The 22963-nt window shown below is 70.7% G+C and carries 21 protein-coding genes; 11 read left to right on the forward strand and 10 right to left on the reverse strand.

The genetic code is table 11. The annotated features are described in order from the left end of the window. Positions 1-119: 119 nt before the first annotated feature. Entirely contained in the window at positions 120-830 is a 711-nt protein-coding gene (locus tag HH310_RS41550; protein ID WP_169181277.1) for a 2OG-Fe(II) oxygenase, read from the reverse strand. Continuing rightward, on the reverse strand, positions 827-1333 hold the full coding sequence (locus HH310_RS41555) for a methylated-DNA--[protein]-cysteine S-methyltransferase (protein ID WP_169181278.1): 507 nt from the start codon (positions 1331-1333) through the stop codon (positions 827-829). Before HH310_RS41555 ends, HH310_RS41550 begins: the two co-directional genes overlap by 4 nt. A 207-nt stretch (positions 1334-1540) precedes the next feature. Here HH310_RS41555 and HH310_RS41560 point away from each other — a divergent pair, with 207 nt between their 5' ends. Then, on the forward strand, positions 1541-2683 hold the full coding sequence (locus HH310_RS41560; protein WP_312034661.1) for a CinY protein: 1143 nt from the start codon (positions 1541-1543) through the stop codon (positions 2681-2683). Here HH310_RS41560 and HH310_RS41565 read toward each other — a convergent pair. Continuing rightward, entirely contained in the window at positions 2646-4088 is a 1443-nt protein-coding gene (locus tag HH310_RS41565) for a DUF2252 domain-containing protein (protein ID WP_169181279.1), read from the reverse strand. The genes HH310_RS41560 and HH310_RS41565 overlap by 38 nt on opposite strands. A 113-nt stretch (positions 4089-4201) precedes the next feature. Between HH310_RS41565 and HH310_RS41570 the strand changes: the two genes are divergently transcribed. Beyond that, complete coding sequence (locus tag HH310_RS41570; RefSeq protein WP_169181280.1) at positions 4202-5500, forward strand: cation:proton antiporter; 1299 nt, start codon at positions 4202-4204, stop codon at positions 5498-5500. Here the strand turns inward: HH310_RS41570 and HH310_RS41575 are convergent. Further along, positions 5461-6000 carry a GNAT family N-acetyltransferase gene (locus tag HH310_RS41575; RefSeq protein WP_169181281.1) on the reverse strand — a complete coding sequence of 180 codons (540 nt, stop codon included), beginning with the start codon at positions 5998-6000 and terminating at the stop codon, positions 5461-5463. The genes HH310_RS41570 and HH310_RS41575 overlap by 40 nt on opposite strands. 62 nt (positions 6001-6062) lie before the next feature. On the opposite strand from HH310_RS41575, the gene HH310_RS41580 reads away from it, so the two are divergent. Together HH310_RS41580 and HH310_RS41585 are read left to right on the forward strand one after the other, a co-directional pair. Beyond that, on the forward strand, positions 6063-6311 hold the full coding sequence (locus HH310_RS41580; protein ID WP_169181282.1) for a hypothetical protein: 249 nt from the start codon (positions 6063-6065) through the stop codon (positions 6309-6311). Then, positions 6305-6622: a type II toxin-antitoxin system PemK/MazF family toxin gene (locus tag HH310_RS41585; RefSeq protein WP_169181283.1), complete on the forward strand. Its 318-nt coding sequence runs from the start codon at positions 6305-6307 to the stop codon at positions 6620-6622. Before HH310_RS41580 ends, HH310_RS41585 begins: the two co-directional genes overlap by 7 nt. Positions 6623-6625: 3 nt before the next feature. Here the strand turns inward: HH310_RS41585 and HH310_RS41590 are convergent, their stop codons facing one another. After that, positions 6626-7345: a PP2C family serine/threonine-protein phosphatase gene (locus HH310_RS41590; RefSeq protein ID WP_169181284.1), complete on the reverse strand. Its 720-nt coding sequence runs from the start codon at positions 7343-7345 to the stop codon at positions 6626-6628. A 231-nt stretch (positions 7346-7576) separates the two neighbouring features. Between HH310_RS41590 and HH310_RS41595 the strand changes: the two genes are divergently transcribed. Next, positions 7577-10075, forward strand: coding sequence for a Tex family protein (locus tag HH310_RS41595; protein WP_169181285.1), 2499 nt, complete (start codon positions 7577-7579; stop codon positions 10073-10075). Positions 10076-10149: 74 nt separating this feature from the next. Beyond that, positions 10150-10857 carry a DUF427 domain-containing protein gene (locus HH310_RS41600; RefSeq protein WP_169181286.1) on the forward strand — a complete coding sequence of 236 codons (708 nt, stop codon included), beginning with the start codon at positions 10150-10152 and terminating at the stop codon, positions 10855-10857. Here the strand turns inward: HH310_RS41600 and HH310_RS41605 are convergent. Continuing rightward, complete coding sequence (locus tag HH310_RS41605) at positions 10843-12507, reverse strand: serine/threonine-protein kinase (protein ID WP_169181287.1); 1665 nt, start codon at positions 12505-12507, stop codon at positions 10843-10845. The two genes, HH310_RS41600 and HH310_RS41605, sit on opposite strands and share 15 nt — an antisense overlap. 64 nt (positions 12508-12571) lie before the next feature. Between HH310_RS41605 and HH310_RS41610 the strand changes: the two genes are divergently transcribed. Beyond that, on the forward strand, positions 12572-13354 hold the full coding sequence (locus HH310_RS41610) for a nucleotidyltransferase domain-containing protein (protein ID WP_169181288.1): 783 nt from the start codon (positions 12572-12574) through the stop codon (positions 13352-13354). Between the two features lie 54 nt (positions 13355-13408). Further along, positions 13409-13636, forward strand: a complete 228-nt coding sequence (locus HH310_RS41615) for a PspC domain-containing protein (protein WP_169181289.1) — start codon at positions 13409-13411, stop codon at positions 13634-13636. A gap of 39 nt (positions 13637-13675) precedes the next feature. On the opposite strand, the gene HH310_RS41620 is transcribed toward HH310_RS41615, so the two are convergent. After that, entirely contained in the window at positions 13676-15145 is a 1470-nt protein-coding gene (locus HH310_RS41620) for an NADH-quinone oxidoreductase subunit NuoF family protein (protein WP_169181290.1), read from the reverse strand. Then, positions 15142-16896: a translation initiation factor III gene (locus tag HH310_RS41625; RefSeq protein WP_169181291.1), complete on the reverse strand. Its 1755-nt coding sequence runs from the start codon at positions 16894-16896 to the stop codon at positions 15142-15144. Before HH310_RS41625 ends, HH310_RS41620 begins: the two co-directional genes overlap by 4 nt. A 341-nt stretch (positions 16897-17237) precedes the next feature. On the opposite strand from HH310_RS41625, the gene HH310_RS41630 reads away from it, so the two are divergent. Continuing rightward, positions 17238-18035 carry a hypothetical protein gene (locus HH310_RS41630; protein ID WP_169181292.1) on the forward strand — a complete coding sequence of 266 codons (798 nt, stop codon included), beginning with the start codon at positions 17238-17240 and terminating at the stop codon, positions 18033-18035. 1100 nt (positions 18036-19135) lie between these two features. Continuing rightward, positions 19136-19615: a DUF305 domain-containing protein gene (locus HH310_RS41635; RefSeq protein WP_169181293.1), complete on the forward strand. Its 480-nt coding sequence runs from the start codon at positions 19136-19138 to the stop codon at positions 19613-19615. Between the two features lie 3 nt (positions 19616-19618). On the opposite strand, the gene HH310_RS41640 is transcribed toward HH310_RS41635, so the two are convergent. Together HH310_RS41640 and HH310_RS41645 are read right to left on the reverse strand one after the other, a co-directional pair. Continuing rightward, positions 19619-20350: a serine/threonine-protein phosphatase gene (locus tag HH310_RS41640; protein WP_312034663.1), complete on the reverse strand. Its 732-nt coding sequence runs from the start codon at positions 20348-20350 to the stop codon at positions 19619-19621. Positions 20351-20436: 86 nt separating this feature from the next. Beyond that, positions 20437-22155: a glycoside hydrolase family 6 protein gene (locus tag HH310_RS41645; RefSeq protein WP_169181295.1), complete on the reverse strand. Its 1719-nt coding sequence runs from the start codon at positions 22153-22155 to the stop codon at positions 20437-20439. Positions 22156-22306: 151 nt separating this feature from the next. Here HH310_RS41645 and HH310_RS41650 point away from each other — a divergent pair, with 151 nt between their 5' ends. Continuing rightward, positions 22307-22915: a hypothetical protein gene (locus HH310_RS41650; protein ID WP_169181296.1), complete on the forward strand. Its 609-nt coding sequence runs from the start codon at positions 22307-22309 to the stop codon at positions 22913-22915. Positions 22916-22963: the final 48 nt, after the last annotated feature.

Below are 22963 nucleotides of genomic sequence, written 5' to 3' on the forward strand. Positions count from 1 at the left end.
TCACAAAAATCCACGATGTGACCGCGGTGTCCAGGCCGCGAACGGATCACCACCGCGCCACCGCGCCGCACCGTGACCAGATCACTTACCGCCCACCACCACGGTTAGGACTTACCCGGCTAGGCGGCGTCGTGGAAGACCAGGCCCAGCGTGTGGCGGCGGCCCGAGCGGACGGTGCTCACGCCGTGCCGCATCGGGGCGTTCGACCAGCCGCGCTTCGACGCTACCGGCCGGTCCCGGGTGGTGAACACCAGGCCGTGGCCCTGCGGCAAGGTGGTCGCCGAACCGCGGGACTGCGCGCGGGGCCGCTGCTCGACCATCAGGAACTCGCCGCCGGTGAAGTCGGTGCCGGGGGCGTCCAGGCCGACGACGACCTGCAGCGGGAAGAGCATGTCGCCGAACACGTCGCGGTGCAGCGCGTTCCAGTCGCCGGGGCCGTAGCGCAGCAGGATCTGCGCGGACTTGGACTGGCCCGCTGCGTGGCACATCCGCAGCCACTCGGCGAGGCTGTCCGGCCACGGTGCCGGCGCCCCGAGCTTGGCGGCCCAGTCGCGCGCCACGGGCAGCAGACGAGGATAGAACGCCTCCCGCAGCTCCCGCACCACCTCCGGCAGGTCGTGCGTGAAGTACCGGTACTGGCCGGATCCGAACCGGTGCCGGGCCATGTCCACGGTGGTGCGGAACCGGGCGGCGTCGTCGTACCACCCGCTGATCTGCCGGCATTGCGCTGCGGTGAGGATCGGGCCGGTCAGAGCGTTCCCGTACGCGTCGAGGTCTCCCGTCACGGCAACCCAGTCCACGTCGGCGAGTTGTTCCAGGGTGTCGGTCATCGTGAGCCGCCCATCGGTGCGACGAGCGACGGCTGCAGCGCGCCCTCGTGGGTGAGCAACCACACCTTGCGCTCGACACCCCCGGCGTAGCCCCGCATCGAGCCGTCCGCGCCGATGACGCGGTGGCAGGGCCGCACCAGCAGCAACGGGTTCGCCCCGACCGCGGCACCGACGGCCTGGATCCGCTCCCGCGGCAGGCCGAGCTTCGCGGCGATCGCGCCGTACGTGGTGGTGCTCCCGAACGGGATCTCCTCCACCGCGCGCCACACGCGCCGCTGAAAGTCCGTGCCACCCTCAGTGAACGGGATGTCGAACCGGGTGAGCTCGCCGGCGAAGTACGCCTCCACCTGGCGGGCGATCTCGCTGAACGCGGCCGGGCGTACGGCCGGGGCCTTCCTCTGGCCGGGCATGGACAGCGACGTCAAGGTGATCCCGTCCGCCGTCTCCTCCCCCACCAGCAGCAGGTCTCCCACCGGGCTGGCGATTGTGGTCCAGGCGGTCATCGTTGCCTCCTCTTGGTCAGCCTCTGTACGCCTTCCACACTGCTGCCCGGGAGGCGCGATTGCTGGCGGGTTTCGGACATCGCGCTGGCGCCCCACCACCGTGGAGCGGCATCGGCGACAATGGATCTTCCAGGCGGGCCGGCGACGCCGGGATGACCATCCGCCCGGAATGACGCAGGGCGGGTCCGTCGGTGCGAGGCTGCCCTGGTGGCCGGGGGGTCGGGCGGGTGGAGACGCGGCGCGGGACTGCTCGCGTCGCTGCTGCTCGCCGGTTCGGTCGCGCTGTTCCCCGGGACGGGGGCGTCCGGGTTCGGGACGATCGCGACCGGCGGCCAGAACCGGGAGCACGAGCGGATCACCCGGGCCGCGGTCGCCTGCCCCGAAGGCGACGACGACACCTGCTTCCAGGCGCGATCGATCAGCCAGCTCGCGGGTGACGGGAAGCAGTTCGGCGCGGTCGGGTCGCCCGATCTCACCGAGTCGCTCAACCCGGCCGCGCACTGCGACGACGCCGACTTCCTCAACGACGGCGACGTGCAGACCGCCGCCGGCTACCCGCGGACCCGCGACCAGGCCACGACCCGCCTGCACGAATGCATCGACCACCTGCGCGACCGATTCCGCGAGGCGGTCACCGACGCCGACGGCCTTCTGGACGCCAACGGGGACATCGCCGGCGCGGAGGTCGACCTGGGCAACGACTGCGTGCCCGGCGCGGCCGCCGAGCGACGCGCCAAGTGCGCGACCCTCGAAGCGTTCGGCCGGGCCCTGCACGGCGCGCAGGACTTCTACTCGCACAGCAACTGGGCGGACGCCGCGGACCCTAGCCGCCCGGCCGGGCCGGAGAACCCGCCGGGTCTGAACCTGCCCGCGCCCAGCGCGCTGTTCGACCTGCGCGGCACCGGCACGCCGGCCATCCCGGACGGCCTCACCACCGGGTGCTTCGTGGTGCCCGACCAGCCGGCCGGCGTCGCGAAATGCCGGAACCGGGTGACCCACGCGGCGCTCAACAAGGACACCGGGCTGGTCGATCCGGCCACCGGCGCCACGTCGGATCCCACGACGCCCCGCGGGCAGGTGGGCGACAACTTCGCGAAGGCGGTGACCGGCGCGATCGTCGAGACCCGCCGGCAATGGGACGACCTCCGGGACGCCTTACGGACGACGTACGGGAGGAACGCGGGTGACAAAATGGCCTGCGCCCTCACCCACGACGACCCGGTGAACGACTGCCGGCGGCGCAACGCGACGATGCTCGCCGTCGTCGCCGCCGGCATCCTGCTGCTCGGCGGCGCCGCGGTGGCACGATGGCTCATTGTCCGTCGACGGCCTCGAGCTGACCGGACTTGATCGCCGACGCGAACCGCTCGTAGTCCTGCTCGTTCTGGTCCGCGTAACGGTCGGCGAAATCGGTGATCGACTTGTCGAACGTGTCGCTGCCGCCCAGGTACGCGGCGATCGCCACCGGGTCCCCGGACCGGGCGTGCGCCCGCGCCAGCGTCCAGCCGCAGATCCGCCCGTAGACGGGCAGTCCGACCGGCGTCATCAGCTCCACCTCGGCCGAGCCTTTCATGTCGCGAAGCTGCCGCCAGTAGAAGTGCCGGGTGACGTCACGGCCCTTGGTCCATCCCAGGTAGATGTCGCTGGCCGCCTGCATCATCCGCTGGCCCTGCACCACCCGCTCGCCCTGCAGGCGGTAGCGGCTGCGCGGCAGCGACGTCTCCAGAACCGAGTTCGTCGCCTCCTTGATCTGCAGGAAGAGCGGGTCGCCGGCGTCGCGGCCCTGCAGCAGCACGATGAAGGCCCGGGTGCCGACGCTGCCCACGCCCACGACCTTGCGGGCCATGTCGACGACCTCGAACCGTTCCAGCAGTTTGCGCCGGTCGTCCTGCAGTGTGGAGCGGTAGGCGCGGAACTGGTCGCGGACCAGCTGCTGGATCTCGTCGGGCGTCATGTCCTGGGTCATCGGCAGATCCCGGGCCGGGACGACGATCGGCGGCTGGCTGATGATCCGGTAGCGGCCGTCGACGTTCTCCGCGAGCTTGGACAGCGCCTGCAGGCTGTCTCGGGTGTGTGCCTTGCGACGGTTCTGTTCGGCGCGTTTGAGCGCCTTCTTGACGAGCTTCTGGTGCTGCTTGCCACCGTCGCGGTCCTCCGCGGTGGCCTCCCGGATCGCCTTGATCAGCTGATCCTCGTCGAGGTGCGCGTACCAGACGTCCATCGTGCGCATCCCGGCGAACATGGTCATCGCGTCGCGGTACGCGGTCACCGAGGCAAGCGTCGAGGCCCGCTGGTCGGCCTTGTCGAACCCGTTGTTGCGGGCCGCGATCATGAAGCTGGCCGCCATCCGTTTCACGTCGTACTCGAACGGCCCGGGCAGGGTCTCGTCGAAGTCGTTGAGGTCGAACAGCAGCTTGCGTTCCGGCGAGGCGAACGCGCCGAAGTTCGACAGGTGGGCGTCGCCGCAGAGCTGGACGTCGAGGCCGGCCACGGGAGTGTCCTTCAGGTCCATCGCCATCACCCGCGCCGCCCCGCGGTAGAAGGTGAACGGCGAGACCATCATCCGGCCGTGCCGCACCGGCACCAGGTCCGGCTCGCGGGTCACGTTCTGCTCGGTGAGCGTGGTCACCGGGTCGGGCCGGTCGCCGGCCGGGCGCCAGTTGGTGTGACTCGACCGTGGTGTGCGGTCCCGGGCGTCGCGGCCCTGGGCCTGGCGGTCCGCCATGCTCGGCCGGGTGATCTTCATAGTTGTCATGGCAAGGCTCTTCCCGTTCTCGTCGGACCCCGTCACCATCCGGCGTTTTCCCTGGACGAGCATCATGCGTACGGGGTGATCCCCGGTTGCCGGCCGGAACGTTGACTGGCCCGATGGGTGGGCTCACTGCGCTCGCGGCGCTCGTGGTGGCGTACACGATGATCGCCTCGAAGCTGGATCGCTGGTGGATCACCGCTCCGATGGTGTTCGTCGCCGCCGGCGCGATCCTGGGGCCGGGCGGCCTGGCCGTCCTGCCGTTCGCGCTGGGCGACGAGACCGTTCTCACGATCACCGAGCTGACCCTGGCGCTGCTGCTGTTCGCGGACGCCTCAACCGTCCGGCTCGACGACGTCGAGGGTGACTCGGGGCTGCCCCGGCGGCTGCTGTTCGCCGGGCTGCCGATGACGATCGCGATCGGCGCGCTGCTCGCCTACCTGGTGTTTCCGGGCGCCGGCTGGGCGGCCGCGGCGCTGATCGCGACGATCCTGGCGCCCACCGACGCGGCGCTCGGGCTGGCGGTCGTCACGAACAAGGCGGTGCCGGTGCGGATCCGGCGGGCGCTCAACGTCGAGAGCGGTCTCAACGACGGGATCGCGACGCCGTTCGTCACCCTCTTCGTCGCGGCGGTCGCGGCCGAGGAGGCTCTCGGCGGTACGGCGTGGGGGTGGGAAGCGGTCAAGCAGATCGGACTGGCGATCGTCGCCGCGATCGTGGTCGGCCATCTCGGCGGGCGGCTGTTGTCGGCCGCGGCCGCGCGGGGCTGGACCGCCCAGGTGTCCGAGCAGATCGCCATTCTCGCCCTGGCGTTACTCGCGTACGAGGGTTCGGTGGCGATCGGCGGTAACGGGTTCATCGCGGCTTTCCTCGGTGGCCTGCTGTTCGGCGCCGCCACCCGGGGCCGGTTGCGGGCGCCCGTGCAGTTCACCGAGACGCTCGGGCTGGCCACGTCGTTCCTGGTGTGGGCGCTGTTCGGCGCGCTCTTCGTGGGGACGCTGGCCTTCTCGGTGCGGCCGATCCTGTACGCGATCCTGAGCCTCACCGTGATCCGGCTGGTTCCGGTGGCGATCGCGCTGCTCGGCACCCGTCTGCGGCCGGCGACCGTGGCGTTCATGGGCTGGTTCGGCCCACGCGGGCTGGCCTCGGTCGTGTTCCTGCTGATCGCGCTGGAGGAGATCGAGCACGCCGAGAACGGCGGGCTGCTGGTCGCCGCGGTGACCTGGACCATCCTGCTGTCCGTGGTGGCGCACGGGGTGTCGGCGTCCGGGCTGGCCGCCGCGTACGGGAAATCGATCGCGCGGGCGGGTGACGTCGCCGAGAAGCTGCCGGCCGGGGAACCGCCGATCCGGGTACGTGACCTGGCCGGCCGCCTGCATCACTCGTCGAGCAGCCACTCCTCGGCGAGCAAGCCGTAGAGCAGGTCGTCGGTCCATTCGCCCTTGATGAACGTCTGCTGGCGCAGGTGGCCCTCGCGGGTGAAGCCGACGCGTTCCATCAGCGCCGCCGACGCTGTGTTGCGGGCGTCGCACTCCCCGGTCACCTTGTGCAGCCCCTGCACGCGGAACAGCCGGTCCAGCACGGCACGCACGGCCTCGGCCCCAAAACCTTGCTTCTGGTACGGCGTGGCCAGGGTGAATCCGATTTCCGCCTGCAGCAGGTTGTCATGCAGGTGCACGGCCACGTCACCGATCAGCGTGCGGTCGGCGACGCGCTCGACCGCGTACTGGAACCAGCCCGCCTTGTCCGGATCGGAGGCCATGAAGTTGGCGACCGCGGTCTGCGCGCGCAGCAGCGGGAACGGCGCGTCCCACGACTGGTAGCGCGCCACCGCGGGGTCCGACCGGTACTCGGCCAGCACCGGCGCGTCCGCCTTGCGAAAACGCCGCAGGATCAGCCGTTCGGTCGTGATGAGCATCCGCCGAGGATATGCACCGGCGCACACGGATTCGAGCGCAGCCGGCACAGTAGGATGAAAGTATGACCGTCAAGATGAGCATCAGCGTCCCGGACGACGTCGCCGATTATCTGCAGAGCCAGGCGAACGCCTCGGCGGCGGTCACCGAGGCGGTCCGGCGGGTGCTGCCCGAGGCGCGACGAGAGCGGCAGCGGACCGCCGCCCAGGCGTACGGGGATTTCTTGCGCGGACGCACCCCGGAGGAGATCGCCGAGCAGCGGGAGCTCATCGAGAGCAGCAACGACATCGCGCTGCGTGACACGCAGTGGTGAGACGCGGTCAGATCTGGACGTTACTGCGCGGCTCCGCCCAGCATCGCGTCCTGGTGATCAGCAACGACGAATACAACGCCGTCGACGAGCTGGCGATCTGGGCGCTCACCGTCGTCCGGGACACGCCGCACCCCAACCATCTCGCGGTGCCGCTGACCGATGAGGACCCGCTGGGCGGCGCATTCGTCCGCATCCATGGCGTCGTGCAGATCCTCGACCGCACCGGCCTGCGCGACAACCACGGCTTCGTCTCGCACCCGACGATGCGCCGGGTGGAGGACGAGATCCGCGAGTTTCTGGAGCTGCCCTGACTCTCAAGCCTCGGTGACGTCGGCGACGATGACCGTCACGTTGTCGGGGGCGCCGTTCTCCAACGTATGCCGGACCAGCTCGGCGGCCGCGGTCTTGCGGTCCGGGTTGATGCGCAGGGTCTCGGCGATCACGCTGTCTTCCACGTAGTCGGACAGGCCGTCGCTGCACAGCAGGAAGCGGTCGCCGGCCTGGACCGGGATCAGCCGGCCGGCCGGGCGGTACGGGCCGCCCTGCACCGCCTGGGTGACCAGGGCGCGCTGCGGGTGCCGGCGGGCGTCGTCGGGGGTCAGCACGCCCTGGTCGACCAGCGCCTGCACGTAGGTGTCGTCGCGGGTGAGCTGGGTGAGCTCGCCGTCGCGGACCCGGTAGCAGCGGGAGTCGCCCACGTTGAGCGCGGCCACCCGGTTGCCGGAGAGCAGGATCGCCGTCACGGTCGTGCCCATGCCGTCGCGCGCGTCGTCGTCGGCGATCGCGGCCTCGATCCGTTCGTTCGCCGTCGCCAGCGCCGCGATCAGATCCTGCAACGGCTCGCCGGTGTCCGGCATGTCGTCGACGACGCTCAGCGCCCGCACCAGGATGTCGCTGGCCAGCTCACCGGCGGGCAGCCCGCCCATGCCGTCGGCCACCACCAGCAGACGGTTTCCCACGAACACCGCATCTTCGTTGTTGGACCGCACCAGTCCTTGATCGGTGGCGGCGACCGCCCGGACCACAAGCGTCATGTCACAAGACTGCCAAACGCGTTCTCATAAGTCTCTAGTACCTCCTACATAGCGGGCGGAGGTGAGCGCGGGGGCCTGGCTGCCCACCGGGTGGGAAAAGCCGCGAAACGCGGACCGGGAAGTCCCCCGGAAGCGTTACCCGCAGGTCAGGGGCCACCCCGGAGTGATCATCGGAACCTGTCACGCGGGGTGGCGCGACAAGGGCGGACCGCCTCGGAGAGAATCGTCGGCGTGACGACAGCGATCCATCAGCGCATTGCCTCCGAACTCGGGGTTCGGGAGGCCCAAGTCACCGCGGCGGTCGATTTGCTCGACGGCGGTGCCACGGTGCCGTTCATCGCCCGCTACCGCAAGGAGGTGACCGGCACCCTCGACGACACCCAGCTGCGGACCCTCGAGGAGCGCCTGGGGTACTTGCGTGAGCTGGAGGAACGCCGCACGGCCGTGCTCGAGTCGATCCGCGCGCAGGGCAAGCTCGACGACGCCCTGGAGCAGGCCATCCTGGCCGCCGACTCGAAGGCCCGGCTCGAGGACATCTACTTGCCGTACAAGCCGAAGCGGCGCACCAAGGCACAGATCGCCCGTGAGGCCGGTCTGGAGCCCCTGGCCGAGCAGTTGCTGGGTGACCCCACCCTCGACCCGCGCGAGAGCGCCACAAGCTTCGTGGACGCCGAGAAAGGCGTGGCGGACGAGAGCGCCGCCCTGGACGGCGCGCGGGCGATCCTCATCGAGCGGTTCGCCGAGGACGCCGACCTGATCGGCGAGCTGCGCGAGCGGATGTGGACGCGGGGCCGGCTGATCGCCAAGGTGCGCGACGGCAAGGAGTCCGAGGGCGCGAAGTTCGCCGACTACTTCGACTTCGCCGAGCCGTACGCGAAATTGCCCTCGCACCGCATCCTGGCGATGTTCCGCGGCGAGAAAGAGGAAGTCCTCGATCTGACGATGGAACCGGAACCGGAGGACGAGTCGACCTTCGAGCCCCGGATCGCGGCCCGGTTCGGCGTCGTGGACCAGGGCCGGCCGGCGGACCGGTGGCTGACCGACACGGTGCGCTGGGCGTGGCGCACCCGGGTGCTCATCCATCTGGGTGCCGACCTGCGGGTCCGTCTCTGGCAGGCCGCCGAGGACGAGGCCGTACGCGTGTTCGCCGCCAACCTGCGCGACCTGTTGCTCGCCGCGCCGGCCGGCACGCGCACCACGATGGGACTGGACCCGGGTTTCCGCACCGGGGTCAAGGTGGCGATCGTGGATTCGACCGGCAAGGCGGTCGCGACCGACACGATCTACCCGCACGTGCCGCAGAACAAGTGGGACGAGTCGATCCACCGGCTCGCGGCGCTGGCCAGCAAGCACAATGTCGACCTGATCGCGATCGGCAACGGCACCGCGTCGCGGGAGACCGACAAGCTGGCCGCCGAGCTGATCAAGCGGCATCCCGAGGCGAAACTGACCAAGGTGATGGTGTCCGAGGCGGGCGCGTCGGTCTACTCGGCGTCCGCGTACGCCGCGTCGGAGCTGCCCGGCATGGACGTGTCGCTGCGCGGCGCCGTCTCGATCGCCCGCCGCCTGCAGGACCCGCTCGCCGAGCTCGTGAAGATCGACCCGCGGTCCATCGGGGTCGGCCAGTACCAGCACGACCTGTCCGAGGTGAAGCTGTCGAGGTCGCTGGACGCGGTGGTCGAGGACGCGGTGAACGCGGTCGGCGTGGACGTGAACACGGCGTCCGCGCCGCTGCTGACCCGGGTGTCCGGGATCGGCGCCGGCCTGGCCGAGAACATCGTGCTGCACCGCGACCAGAACGGCCCGTTCCGCACCCGTGACGACATCCGGAAGGTGGCCCGGCTCGGCCCGAAGGCGTTCGAGCAGTGCGCCGGCTTCCTGCGCATCCCGGACGGCGACGACCCGCTGGACAGCTCGGCGGTGCACCCGGAGTCGTACCCGGTGGTCCGGGCGATCCTGGCGTCGGCGAACGCGGACATCAAGACGCTGATCGGGAACAGCCCGTTGTTGCGGGCGTTGCGTCCGGAGCAGTTCGTGACGGACACGTTCGGGCTGCCCACCGTGACCGACATCCTGGGTGAGCTGGACAAACCGGGCCGGGACCCGCGCCCGGGGTTCACCACCGCCACGTTCGCCGAAGGCGTCGAGAAGATCGCCGACCTCAAGCCGGGGATGGTGCTGGAAGGGGTGGTCACGAATGTGGCGGCGTTCGGGGCGTTCGTCGACATCGGCGTGCACCAGGACGGCCTGGTCCACGTGTCGGCTTTGTCCAACAATTTCGTGAAAGATCCCCGAGAGGTGGTCAAGTCCGGGGATGTCGTCAAGGTCCGGGTGCTGGAGATCGACGAGGCCCGCAAGCGGATCTCGCTGACCATGCGCCTGAGCGACGAGCCGGCCCGCAAGCGGGAGCCGCGCGCCGACGACGGCCGGCCCGGTCAGGGGCAGGGGCAGGGTCCGGGCGGCGGCCAAGGCGGGCAGGGTGGGCAGCGCGGCGGTCAAGGCGGCCGGGGCGGCGAACGCGGCGGCCAGGGCGGCGATCGCGGCGGCCGGCAGGGTGGCGGCCAAGGTGGCCAGGGCGGCCAGGGCGGCCAGCGCGGCGATCGAGGCCGGCAAGGACAGGGCGGCGGACGCCAGGGACAGGGCGGCCGGCAGGGCCAGCAACGTCAGCCGCAGATCCAGAACTCCGCGATGGCGGACGCGCTGCGCCGGGCCGGCCTGACCAAGGACTGAGAGCCGGCGCGCCGGACCGACGCCCGTACGAGCAAGGTCTGGCAATGGCTCGGCACATCCGGTAGGCAGGGGTCATGGCATTCGAGTGGCCCCTGCCTTTCGTCGAACCGAGCCCGCGCCGGGTCCGGGTGCGGCTGGGCGGCGTCGTCGTGGCCGACACCGCCAACGCCCAACTGCTCATCCAGTACGGCCCGCGCGAGCTCCCCACCTACTTCGTCCCCATCGACGACGTCCGCCCGGGCGTCCTGGTCGACGAGACCGACCGCGGCTGGTCGGTGACCGCGGGCGGCCGGCACGTGCCGCGCGGCGCCTGGCACAACGACGAGTTCGCCGCGCTCAAGGACCACGTCACCTTCTCCTGGCGCACCCTGGAGTGGTACGAGGAGGACGAACGCGTCTACGAGCACGCGCGTGACCCGCACAAACGCGTCGACACGCTGCGCTCGTCCCGGCAGGTCGAGGTCTTCATCGACGGCGAGCGGGTGGCTCGTAGCGTACGGCCGGTGCTGTTGTTCGAGACGATGCTGCCGACCCGGTACTACCTGCCGTTCACCGACGTGCGGATGGACCTGATGTCGGAGAGCCAGGCCGTCTCGTTCTGCCCGTACAAGGGTGCCGCCCGCTACTGGTCGCATCCGGCGGCCGCGGACATCGCGTGGAGCTACCCCGACCCGATCCCGGAGAATCCGAAGATCCGCGACCTGCTCTGCTTCTACAACGAGCGCGTCGACATCTCGGTGGACGGCGTGCCGCAGGACCGCCCGGAGTCACCCTTCAGCTGACGGCCGCACGGCGATGTGGTCGAACGCGACCGAGAACGGCCCGTCCTGCGGCGCGGACCGGTCGGTGACCACGCCCAGCAACAGCCCGGTACCGGTGATGTCGCGGGCGGTGAGCGGTGCCGTGCCGACGGTCCGGCCGTCCCGGGTCACCTCGACCGAGGTAGCGGTGGTGCGCAGCCCGATCCGGGTCACCGCGCCGCCCACCGCGATCGGCTGGTCCAGCGGCAGCGTCCGGGTCACCTCGACCTTCTGGTTACGGTGCGTACCCACGTACACGCTGGTCGGGCACACCTCGACCAGGTAGCCGCGCACCTGGGTGAACCGCAGCCAGATCCCCGCGCACGTGTCCGGGGTGAGCAGCCGCACCCCGACCTCGGCGTCCAGGCCGGGCGGCAGGTCGTCCTGCGGCCCGGTGCACTTGTAGAGCCCGCGCTGCGCCACCTGGGCGACCAGGCCACCGTGGAACGTGCAGCCGGTGGTCCCGTCCGCCTCGGTGCTCACCTGCCAGAGCCGCGGCCCGCTCAGGTCGTCCGCCAGGATCGGGGCCGGACGGCTGGCGGCGGGCGCCGCGTTCGAACTCGTCACCGTCGGCGCGAACGCGAGCAGCGCGGCACCGAGGATCACGGCGAGCACGACCACGGCCACCGCGACCGGCAGGAACCATTTGCGCGGCCGGGCCGGTTCCGGGTCCGGTGGCACCGGCGCCGGCATCGGCAGCTCCGACACCGGAACGGTGGTGATCGCGTCCTCCCGGTAGCCGACCATCACCGACTGCGCCTCGGCCGCGGCCTCCCGCAGGTCCGGCTGGCCGTTCAGCGCCGCTGCGGTCGCCTTGCTCCGGCCCGAGATCAGCAGGTCCAGCAGCTCGCGCGCGGTCGGCCGGTCGGCCGGGTTCTTCGCCAGCGCCAGCGCCACGAGGTCACGCAACGGCCCGGTCAGGCCGTCCAGGTTGGGCTCCGCGGTGAGGATCCGGCCGGCGGTCACCGGCGGCGTCTCGCCGCGGAAGGGGGTGCGGCCGGTTCCCGCGTACGCCACCACCCCGCCCCACGCGAACACGTCGGAGGCCGGAGTGAGCGGCTCGTCGCCGAACCGTTCCGGCGCCATGTAGGCCACCGTGCCCACCATCGCGCCGTCGCCGGTGATGGTGTTGCTCTGCCCCTCGACCGCCCGCGCGATCCCGAAGTCGATCACCTTCGGGCTGCCCGGCGCGAGCAGCACGTTCCGCGGTTTGAGGTCGCGGTGGATGACGCCGGCGCCGTGGATCGCGGTCAGCGCGGTCGCCACCCCGATCGCCACACTGTGGAGATTCGCCGCGGTGAGCGGGCCGCGCTCCTCCACGACGTTCGCCAGCGTCGGCCCGTCCACGTACTCGACCACGAGGTACGGACGGTCGTGGTCGGGGTCGGCGTCGAGGACCTCGGCGGTGCAGAACGGCGGCACCTGGCGGACGCGCTCGACCTCGCTGCGGAACCGCAGCCGGAACTCGTCGTCGTGCGCCAGGTCGGCGCGGACCATCTTGACCGCGACCAGCACGCCGGACGGCGACCGGCCAAGGTAGACGGTGCCCATGCCGCCCTCGCCGAGCCGCTCGACGAGCTCGTAATCGCCCAGACGCCGCGGATCGTGCGGTCGCAGCGGCTCCTTAGGCATGCTCCCCCAACTCCCTGACTCGCCGGGACACTGTATCTGGCGTACCCCCGTCATGATTGACCGCATGGACGCTCGCCTTGATCGCGAACCCCTGGTGTCCCGCTTCGCGGACTCGGTACGCGAGGTCGCCCGGGTGAGCGGCTTCTACGCGGGCGGTTCGATCGGCTCCGGTGACTACCATCCGGGCATCAGCGACCTCGACCTGGTGGCGGTGCTGTCCGAGCCGCTGACGCGCACCCGCCGCACCGCTCTGAAGGCCGTGCACGCGGCGTTCGACGTGCCCAAGCTGCACTGCGCGTACGTGCCGGTCGCCGAGGCGGACGATCCGGACCGCACGCACGTGACGTGGGCACACGAGCAGATGTTCCGGCGCCCGCTGAGCCGCATCTCGCGGGCCGAGCTGCATCGGTTCGGGGTCACCGTCTACGGTCCGGCGCCGGCCTCGGTGTTCCCGCCGGTCAGCGACGCCGAACTCGCCGAGGGGGCGCGGGCCGAGCTGCGCGGCTACTGGACGGGTGCGCTGCGCCACCCGAGGCGCTGGCGCACCGACCTGCACGTCGACCTGGGTCTGACCACGGTGAGCCGGGCGGACGCCACCATCGCCGAGGGCCGGCTGATCACCAAGCGGGAGGCCATCGACCGGCTGCCGTCGCTGGGTGTGCCGGTCGAGCTGGCCGGCGAGATCCGCCGGCGACGCGCGGGCGAGACGGTTACGCTCACCGAGGACCAGGTACGCGACCGGGCCGTGCTCGTCCGCGCCATCATGCGCCGCGAGCTCGATCGCCTACTAAGGGTCGCGAAGTCGGGGGCTCCTCAGGGCCTTTCCCGATGGGAATCGCCGCCGTGATGGGCGACTCTTGATTGGTCAGCAAGTCAGCGCAAACGAAAGCGAGAGAACCCGATGAACTCCGTCCATGAATCGATGACCCGTCAGGGCCTGGTGCGCCCGCGGACCGGCCGGATCATCGGCGGGGTCTGCGCCGGTCTGGCGCGGCGCTTCGGGATCGACCCGTGGATCGCCCGCCTGATCTTCATCGCCACCCTGCTGATCATCCCGGGCAGCCAGATCCTCATCTACCCGATCCTCTGGATCCTGATGCCGAGCGAGCAGTACGCGCCCACCTACTGAGTCTGACGGCCTCGCTCCGCTCGGCGGAGCGAGGCCGGTTTACTTGATGGCTTCGGTGAGCCGCAGGGCCAGCGCCGGGCAGACGTTGACCGCCTTGCGGGCGCCGTTCTCCAGCCACGGCGGCAGCGGGGTCTGCGGGAACGCCGGGAAGCCGTTCGCGTCCAGCCGGATGATCTCGGGGGCGACCGCCGAGCACAGCCCGTGGCCGTCGCAGCGCGACCAGTCCACGGCCAGCTTCCGGGCACCCTGCTCGGCCGTGTACGGCAACGGCAGAATACCCCGGACCTGCTTGCCGCAGCCCTCGCCGCCGGCGTGCGCCTCGACGTCGGCGGCGAAGACCTCCAGCGCGGACAGCGCGAACCGCGCCGTACCGTCCGGGTGGCTGCAGGCGCCGCGGCCCTTGACCACACCGGCCGCCTGGCGCACGTTCTCCACCGCGTTGCCGCCCAGCGACACCAGGGTGACCGCCCGGGCCAGGTCGGGCAGGCCCAGCCGGCACGGGCCGCACTGCCCCGCCGACTCGCCCGCCAGATACTGCACGACCTGAGCTACTTCGCCGAGCGCACAAGTATTCGACCCGATCGGGATGAGCATGCCGGCGCCCAGCGTGCCCCCGACCTTCGCGAACCCCTTACGGGAGATCGTCACGGTCTTCGCGGCCTCCGCGGTGATCCACTTGCCGTGGTAGCCGCCGACCAGCAGACCCGGGCCGATGTCCGCGCCGCACATGGTCAGCACGTCCATCAACGGGGTGCCCGACGGCGCCTCGACCACCGCCGGGTTGGTCGCCGAGCCGCCGACGGTGAGCATGACCGTGCCGGGCTCCTCCGGGATGCCGACCGCGTTGTACTCCCACGGGCCGAGCCGGGCCGCGATCGCGAGCTGCGAGTACGTCTCCGCGTTCGACAGCAGCGTAGGCAGGCCCATGACGCCGTTGTCGCTGGAGCGCACCTTGCGCCCGGGCGGGATGTGCGCCTCGCCGTTGATGCCGCGGACCAGCGCGCCACCCTCACCGGAGATGAACCGGTGCGGCACCGTGACGATCCGGGTCGGGCAGGGCATCCGCCGTTCGGCCAGCGCCGCGGTGATCGAGCTCTGGCCGATGCCGTCGTCGGCGATGCCGATGACGATCTCCTCGGCGTCCAGGGCGGCGGCCGCCAGCGCGGCGCCGTCCAGGATCAGATGCGGCGCCCGGGTCAGGATCGCCTTGTCCTTCCAGGACGGCGGCTCACCCTCGGTGCCGTTCACCACGATCACCGGGGGCAGTTCCTGACGGCGGCACGAGTCGAGCACCGCGCGCACCTTGCGGGCGAACGGGAACCCGGCGCCGCCGCGCCCGCGCAGCTCGATACGGTCCGCGAGACCGATCAGCTCACCCGACGTGAGGGCCGCGAACCCGCCGTGCACCTCCTGGTGCGCCAGCAGGTCCAGCCGGCCGTACTCGTCGAAGCCCGCGGTGATCCGGGGGGTGCCGATCGCGGTGACCGGTGGAACCTGGGCCGTGCTCAATTCGCTTCTCCTCGCAACTGCGACCAGTAGTCGTCGTCAGTCACCTCGTCGTCCTTCCGGCCGCCGCGCGGGGCGCGTCCGGTGTCCTGCTTCTGTGCCTGCCGGCGGGCCCGGCGCGAGGCCATGTCGACCAGCGTCGGCGTCTCGTCCGGCTCGATGTAGTCGTCCTGCGCGGCCAGGTCCACGAACTGGCTGCGGCTGTGTCGTCCCGAGTCGGCGCCGTCGATGTCTGCGCCCCGGTCGCGCCGAGCCCGGGGCGCATCCTCCGCCTCTCCGCCGTAGCGGGAGTCGGTGCGTCCGCCCCTTCGTGGTGGTTCCTCGTCGGCGTAGCGCGGCGACCGGGCGCGCGGCCTCTCGTCGTAGTCGCCCGGGTCGGCGTGCCGGCTGCCGCGCGGAGCGTCGTCGTAGTAGTCGTCGGCGCGGCGGCGGCCGCCGGACGTCTCGTCCTCGGCGTACCGGCGCTGGCGGGGGGCCTCGTAGCCGCCGCTGCGGGAGTCGTCCATCTCGACCCGGCGCATCCGCGTGCTGGTGTCCTCGAAGTCGGGGCGCCGCATCCGCGTGCCGGTGTCGTCGGAGCGCATCCGCGTGCCGGTGTCGTCCGGACGCATCCGGGTGCCGGTGTCGTCCGGACGCATCCGGGTGCCGGTCTCGTCCGGACGCATCCGCGTTCCGGTGTCCTCCATGCGCATCCGGGTGCCGGTCTCCTCGCCGGCGTACCGGCGGCCGCGCGGCGCGGGCTCGTCGAACTCGATCTGGTCGTCGTTCGCGTACCGGCGGCCGCGGCCACGCTCGTCCTCGAGCGCCCGCGGCGACATCAGCCCGGTCGGCTCGTTGAAGGCGTCCTCGACCGCGCGACGCTGGCGCGGGGCGGCGGCCGGCTCCTCGAAGACCGGCGGGGCCATCACCGGCTCGAACGTGTCCACCACCGCGACCGGGGCGAGTTCCTGCTCGCGCTCGCGGCGGCGCTGCTTCTTCGGGGCCGCGTTCGAGGTGGGAACGATCTTGCCGACCGGCTTCACGGCGCCACCGGACGCGGCGGTCGAGGCGAAGTCCTTACGGCGGTTCAGGGACACGGACAGGCGTACGGCCAATCCGACCAGAACCGCGAGAATGCAGATGACATAGCTGACGATGACCCAGGATTTCGCGGGCCGTCCGGCCGCGAGGCCGTGCACCAGGGCGATCGGCCACATCAGGTACGAGATCGCGTGGATGCTGCGCCACATCCAGGGCTGGCCACGGCCGATGAACCGGGAGCGGGCCAGGCCGGTCCACATCACCAGGATCATGATGTAGCCGGAGATCACGCCGAGGCCGATGACGAACCGGTGGAACACCGACGTGAACGGCACCAGCGCGATGATCAGCGAGATGTGCCCCTCGACGACCTTGGTCCACACGTGGCCGATGAGCGAGAGCACCGCGATGATGCCGGTGGTGCGGTGTGCCGATTGCAGAAGCACGCGTTGCCGGATGGACAGCACCAGCCGGTCGGTGGCCACCAGGCCGACCATGATGGTGATCGACAGCGAGACCAGGCAGATCACGCCGAGGTAGAACTCCGCGTACAGGAAGAAGTACACGTAGCCGACCCGGCCGGGCGGGGTCATCATCGCGACCGCCCAGATCGCCGCGATCGCACAGATCACCAGTGCGATCACCGCGCTCTTGGGCACCGGATCCGTGCCGGTAGCTCCGACATCGACGGCCACACGATTGGCGGATCGCTGGTTGTTCTTCGTCCGGGCCATTGACTCCTCGTTCTCCGCAGCGGTCACGTCCCCTGGGCGGTGGGACGCCGGCATTCGTGGGGAATGCCCCCTGCACTTCTGTTCGGGCGCGCATCGGCGGGCAGCCGGTCCGCGTCCATCCCCCAACTACGTAGGTTGTGCGGGTTCGGATGAACGTCAGACGGTTCTTTTGTCGCCTACTTTGCTCTTCCCCCCGGCACAGCGCGTCTGACCTGCTCTTTCTCGGGGCAGAGGTGTGGACCTAAGCAAAAAATAAGGCGCCGACGTAGAGTGACCCGCCGCACCGGATGAACCTTTCGGCATGCTGCGACGAACCATCTGGTGTGCAGGCATACAAGGAGATGATCGTAGTGCGACACGTGGCGGCGGGCGTCACCGCGGCACTGACCCTGCTCACCGCATCCCTCGCCTGGGCCACACCGGCACGCGCCGACGTGGACGGCTTCGACGTGCAGTTCGGCCAGAAGCCGGCGTCGTTCACCACCGGTAAGGCCGCCCGTACGCTGACGGCGGTCGTGTCCACCGACCGCGAGTCCCGGCGCTGCGTCAAGGTTCGCTGGACGCTGATCATCCAGTCACAAGGGGTGAGCCTCGACCAGATCAAGGTGAACCGGGTCGAGAACGGCGGCACCTTCAAGACACAGGCGAAGCTCGGCGACGACGGCGCCCGCATCACCGACGTCAAGAACGATCCGGGCGAGCTGTGCACGGGCCGCAACGTGACCGGGCAGTGGGACATCTCCTTCACCGGCCCGGACAACGGCTCGGTCAGCTTCGAGGCGCGCGCGTCGCAGGGCGGCCGGGTGCTGGCGTCGGCGAGCACCACCAGCCGCGTGGTCTCGGCGGTGGCCGCGAAGCCGAGCACCAGCCCGTCCCCGGCCGACGAGCCCACCGAGGAGGCCGCCACCGTCCAGCCAACCCCGGCGGAGTCCTCGGCGGACGCGGCCGCGCTCAACCCCTCTTCCGGTACGCCTTCGGTCCTCGGCCCGGGCCTGATCGTCGGCGGGGTGCTGGTGTTCCTGGGGGTGGCCGTGCTGTTGCGCCTGCGCAGCCGCAACCGCAAGAACCCGGCGTGGCAGACCGAGACGCAGCAGCTCCCCACCGGCTTCTACGACATGCCCCCACGCCGCCGCCACTAGCCACCCGCGACAAACCCGCCCTCGCAAGCTCCGAACGGTGGCCCTCTCACGCGCCTCGCTCCAGGCTGCCGACATTTCCGACATTTCCGGCCAGCGGCCGGGCGGCTGCAGCGCGCTCGCAAGCCGCAAACGGTGGACCCCCTCCCGAGCCTCGCAACAGGTTGCCGACATGTCCGACATTTCCAGCCAGCGGCCGGGCGGTTGCAGCGCGCTCGCAAGCTGCAAACGGTGGACCCCCTCCCGCGCCCCGCTACAGGTTGCCGACATATCCGATACTTCCGGCCAGCGGCCGGGCGGCTGCCGCGTGCTCGCAAGCTACGAACGGTTGCCCTTCAGGTGCCTCGCCGCACGTTAACGGCATATCCGATATTTCCGGCGGAACCGGTGGCCGCAGCGCCGGCAGCCGCAGCGCCGGCAGCCGCAGCGCCGGCAGCCGCAGCGCCGGCAGCCGCAGCGCCGGCAGCCGCAGCGCCGGCAGCCGCAGCGCGGGAAGCCCCAGCGCCGGAAGCCCAGCGCGGGCAGCCGCAAAATGCGAGTCGCCCTTTGGTCGAGCGCCGTTATGTCGTTTTCGACCACGTTCGGGGGCTGCGATTCCGAGTCGCGCGGGCGGGTTTTCGAGACCTTGGAGAGTTCGGGCTCGAATGTGGGCGTAACTCTCCAAGGTCTCGAAATCAGCGAGAAAACCGTGGCCACAAAAGCTGTTTAACGGACGAACTAACCGTCCTTTTCGGACTGTCGTCCACGATGCGGTCAGCTCCGTTCGGATGGCGGGACAGCCGCCACGCGCGACCGGCACGCGCCGGCCGACCGTCGCGGCACATACCCGCGAAAGCTGCCCTATATAGGGCCAACCAGGCAGGAAGTGGCGGCACGGCTGGCACGACCGGCACGACCGGGCACAACGCGCACGGCCGGGCACGACGCGCAGGGTCGGGGCACGACGCGCACGGCCGGGCACGACGCGCAGGGTCGGGGCACCACGCACACGGCCGGGCACAACGCGCACGGCCGGGCACGACCAGCACGGTCCGGATGCCAACACTGAAGGGATCCCCGGTCCGCCCCTTCCGTCCATCATTAGGAATGTTTACCGTTACGGCATGCGTCGGTCATTGATTCTCGTCACTGTCTTGGCGGTTCTTGCCGCGGGATGCGCCGGGCCCGGGTCGGAGACCGGCTCCCGCTCCGCCGACGCGCTGCACAACGCCGCCGACGTCGCCTTCGTGCAGGCGCTGATTCCGCATCACCGGGCCGGCATCGCGCTGGCGGCCGACGTGGCCAAAGCGCGGCCTTCGGCACGGACGCTGGCCGAAGCGATCATCGTCACGCAGCAGGATGAGGTCGTCCGGATGACGTCCTGGCTGGACAGATGGGGCGTTTCACCACCACCGTCCGCCGCCGCCACCCCGCTTTCCGCATCGAAGGCCGATCCGGTGAAAGCCCTGGCGGCACAGCAAGCCGACGCGATCACGATCGCGCAGCGGGAACAGGGCGACGGCAGCAATCCGGCCGCTTTGGACTTCGCCCGCCAGATCATCGAATCGCGGACCGCCCAGATCGCCCAGCTCACCCCCGCCTGAACGTCAGACCGTTTCCTCCACCCGGACCACCACCACCGTGGCATTGTCGTTGCCGCCGGCTTCGAGGGTGTCGTCGAGCATGATGTGAGCGGCCGCCGCCGGGTCCATCGTCGTGCCCAGCACCTGCGTCAGCCGCTCGTAGCTCAGCTGATCGGACACCCCGTCGGTGCAGAGCAGATACACGTCGCCGGGGCGCAGTGTCACCGACAGCACGTCCGGCTCGGGCGCGTCCGGGTGACCCACGTACCGCGTCAGCCGATACCGGGCCGCCTTCGCCTCGGCCGAGTCCGCCGCGAACCAGCCGTGCAGGATGCCCAGCCAGGCGATGGTGTGGTCCACGGTGAGCAGTTCCAGAAGACCGTCACGCAGCCGGTACGCCCGTGAGTCGCCCATCTGGACGATCCATGCCGCGGCGCCGTCGGCCGTGAAGGCGGTCAGCGTGCAGCCGGTCAGGCGGTCCGGGTCGCGGCCCTCCCGGCGTACGGAGGCCTGGATCTGGGAGACGACGGCCCGCAGCGCGGCAGGTGAGTGGGCACCCGGGGCCTCGCGGGCGAAGACGGCGGCGGTCGTGCCCGAGGCCAGCCGGCTGCCCGGACCGTCGCCCATGCCGTCCACGACCGCGGCCACCGGCGCGGCCGGGTCGAGCACCAGCGCGTCGTAGTTGTCGTCGTAGCGCTTGCCGGTCACGCTGCCGGCCGCCGCGGTCAGCCGCCGGCCGCCAGACTGCCAGGCCACCTTGGAGATCTCCACAAGCATTTATACCGAAACCGGGCCCCGCTCCTCGTGGGTGAGAGCGGGGCCCGGCCGTTACGGGGGCGGAATCAGGTCAGGGGCGGGTAGGCGTTCGCCATCAGCTCGCGGAACTGCGCGGAGAACCACGCTCCGGAGATGGGGGCGTTGGGCAGGGCACCGGTGCGGCTGTTGCCGTTGCGCGCGTTGCCGGTGTAGTTCGGGTCGCACATCTGGTCGAAGCCCTTGCCCTCGTTGTTCGGGATGAGCGAGCTCGAGCCGTCCGACTCGCCGGGCGGCTTCACCCAGACGTACGCGTCGATGCCGCTCGCCGGCGCCGACCGGGGCCGTTCGCCGAGGCCCGCACCGGACTGGTTGCACCAGTTGCCGGCGTGGATGCGGCGGTCGATGCGCGACTCGTTCACGAACGTGTCCACGGTCGTCGACGTGCTCGCGCGGGCCGGGCGGGCCGAGCCACCCCAGCCGTTGCGGGACGTGTCGATCAGCATGCCGATGTTCGACGGGAACCCGATCGAGACCAGCCGGCTGCGGAACGCCTGAGCGAACGAGAGCTCATCCACATATTGATTCCAGTCAACCCACTTCGATTGCCGTACGCTTGTGCCCCCGACCGTGGTGCCGACGGTGAAGTAGGGTTCGGTCAGCGCGGAGTAGTTGGCCGTGTTCGTGATGAACCCGGCCACGTTGTTCAGGCTGCCCGACGCCTGCACCGTCGACTTCATCAGGTCGGCGACCGGGTTGAAGTTCGAGTCCCAGCCGATCCAGCCGTGGTGCGCGGCGTCCATGTAGTTGTACGTGTTGGGCAACGCGCCGAGCTTCTGCAGGGCGTACGCGATGCCGTTGACGTACCCGCCGTTGGCCTTCATCGTGTCGCACTGCGAGGTCGCGCCGGCCTGACCCGAGGTGTTGGTGACCAGGTTCGGCAGCGAGTCGATCTCGATGATGTTGATGATGCGCAGACTCGCGTACTTGGCGTCGGCCTGGATCGCGGCGATCGGATCGATGTACTCGCTCTTGTACCGGGGCAGGTCGGCCGGGCCGAGCTCACCGTTGGAGGCGAGTGCGGCGCAGTCCCGGCCGGGCAGGTTGTAGATCACGAACTGGATGTAGCCGGCGCCCTGCGCGAGCGCGGCGTCCAGGTGGGCGCGCATGCCCATCGAGCCGTTCGAGCTGCTGCCGGTGCTGCCCGCGATGGCGGCGATGCGGTCCATCCAGACGGCGGTCGGGTTGTTCGAGACCCGGGTGCCGCCGGGCTCGCCCTCGGCCTTGGCCTTCCACTCCGGGTTCACGTAGCCGCGGGCCCCGGCGTACGGGTTGTCGGCCTTGTTCCCCGCCGGAGGGGGATTGCTGGTCGGCGGTGTCGACGGCCCGCCAGTTGTGCTGCCCGTGCACGTGACGCCGTTGAGCGCGAAGCTCGCCGGTGCGGTGTTCGTGCCGGAGTAGTCGGCGTTGAAGCCGAAGTTGACGGATGCGCCGGTGCCGATCGTGGTCGACCAGGACGGGTTGGTCGCCGTGACGCGGGTGCCGGACTGGCTGATCGTGGCGCTCCAGCCCTGCGTGACGCGCTGGTTGCCCGCGAAGGTCCAGGCCACGTTCCAGCCGCCGGAGATGGGATCGCCGAGGTTGGTGACGTTCACCGTGCCGGTGAATCCGGTGTTCCACTGGTTGACGGAGTAGCTGACCTGACAGCCGGCCGCCGCGCTCGCACTGGTCGCGGCGGCGACGCCGAGGCCGGAGACGAGTGCGAAGGCGGCTGCGGCGGTCAGGCCGCGGGAGAGAACAGGTCTCATGTGGTGGCTCCTTGAGACATGCGGCGGCGCCAGGCGCCGGGGATCAACCGCAGGACATCGAGGGTCATCTCTGCGGCCGTGGGGACAGCATGACATGGGAGCGCTCCCAGAGCAATGGCCTCTGGATCGCCGCTCGCGCTATAACGGGGTCATGCACGTTTTCGAGCTCACCGAGGTGCTGTCCACGGTCCCCGATGTCGAGGTCAGCGTCCGGCGCGGAGCTCTCCACGTGCACGTGCCCGCCCTGGGCGACACCGCCGAACTCGACCCGGACGATGTGGACGCGGCCGCTTCCATTTTCGTGCCGACCCGCAAGGCCGCGGTCCAGCTCGACGTGCGCCGCGGCCGCGAGTTGCTTCCGCTGATCGTCACCGAGGGCGACCTGGTTTTCACTCCCCTGTACGCCCAGGACCTCGTCGAACGCGGCGCCCAGGTGACCGTGCCGGCGATGCCGGGCCTGATCGCCTATTCGGAGATGCACCGCGACGTGCGGGCCTTCGGCCGTACGGTGGACGCTCCCGGCGCGACCCTGGACCCGCCGATGGTCGCGGGGACGCTACTGGCGCACCGGTGTTTCGTGGGCGGGGCGGTGCGGATGGGGTTGTGGCCGATCCGGGTGGCGGCCTGGTGGGAGTACGCGTTCGCCCGGGTGGGCGGGTCGGCGCCGACGGCGGCGTTCCGGGCCGACCCGATCTGGGACGACTTGATGGCCGACGTGGCCGAGGCCCGGCGGCGGCAGGCGGCCGAGGTCAGCGAGTAGCCGGCGCCGCACGTCAGCGAACGCGGCCCGCCTCAGTAAACGCCGCCC

This window comes from Actinoplanes sp. TBRC 11911, assembly GCF_012933445.1.
In the GTDB taxonomy this organism is placed as follows: domain Bacteria; phylum Actinomycetota; class Actinomycetes; order Mycobacteriales; family Micromonosporaceae; genus Actinoplanes.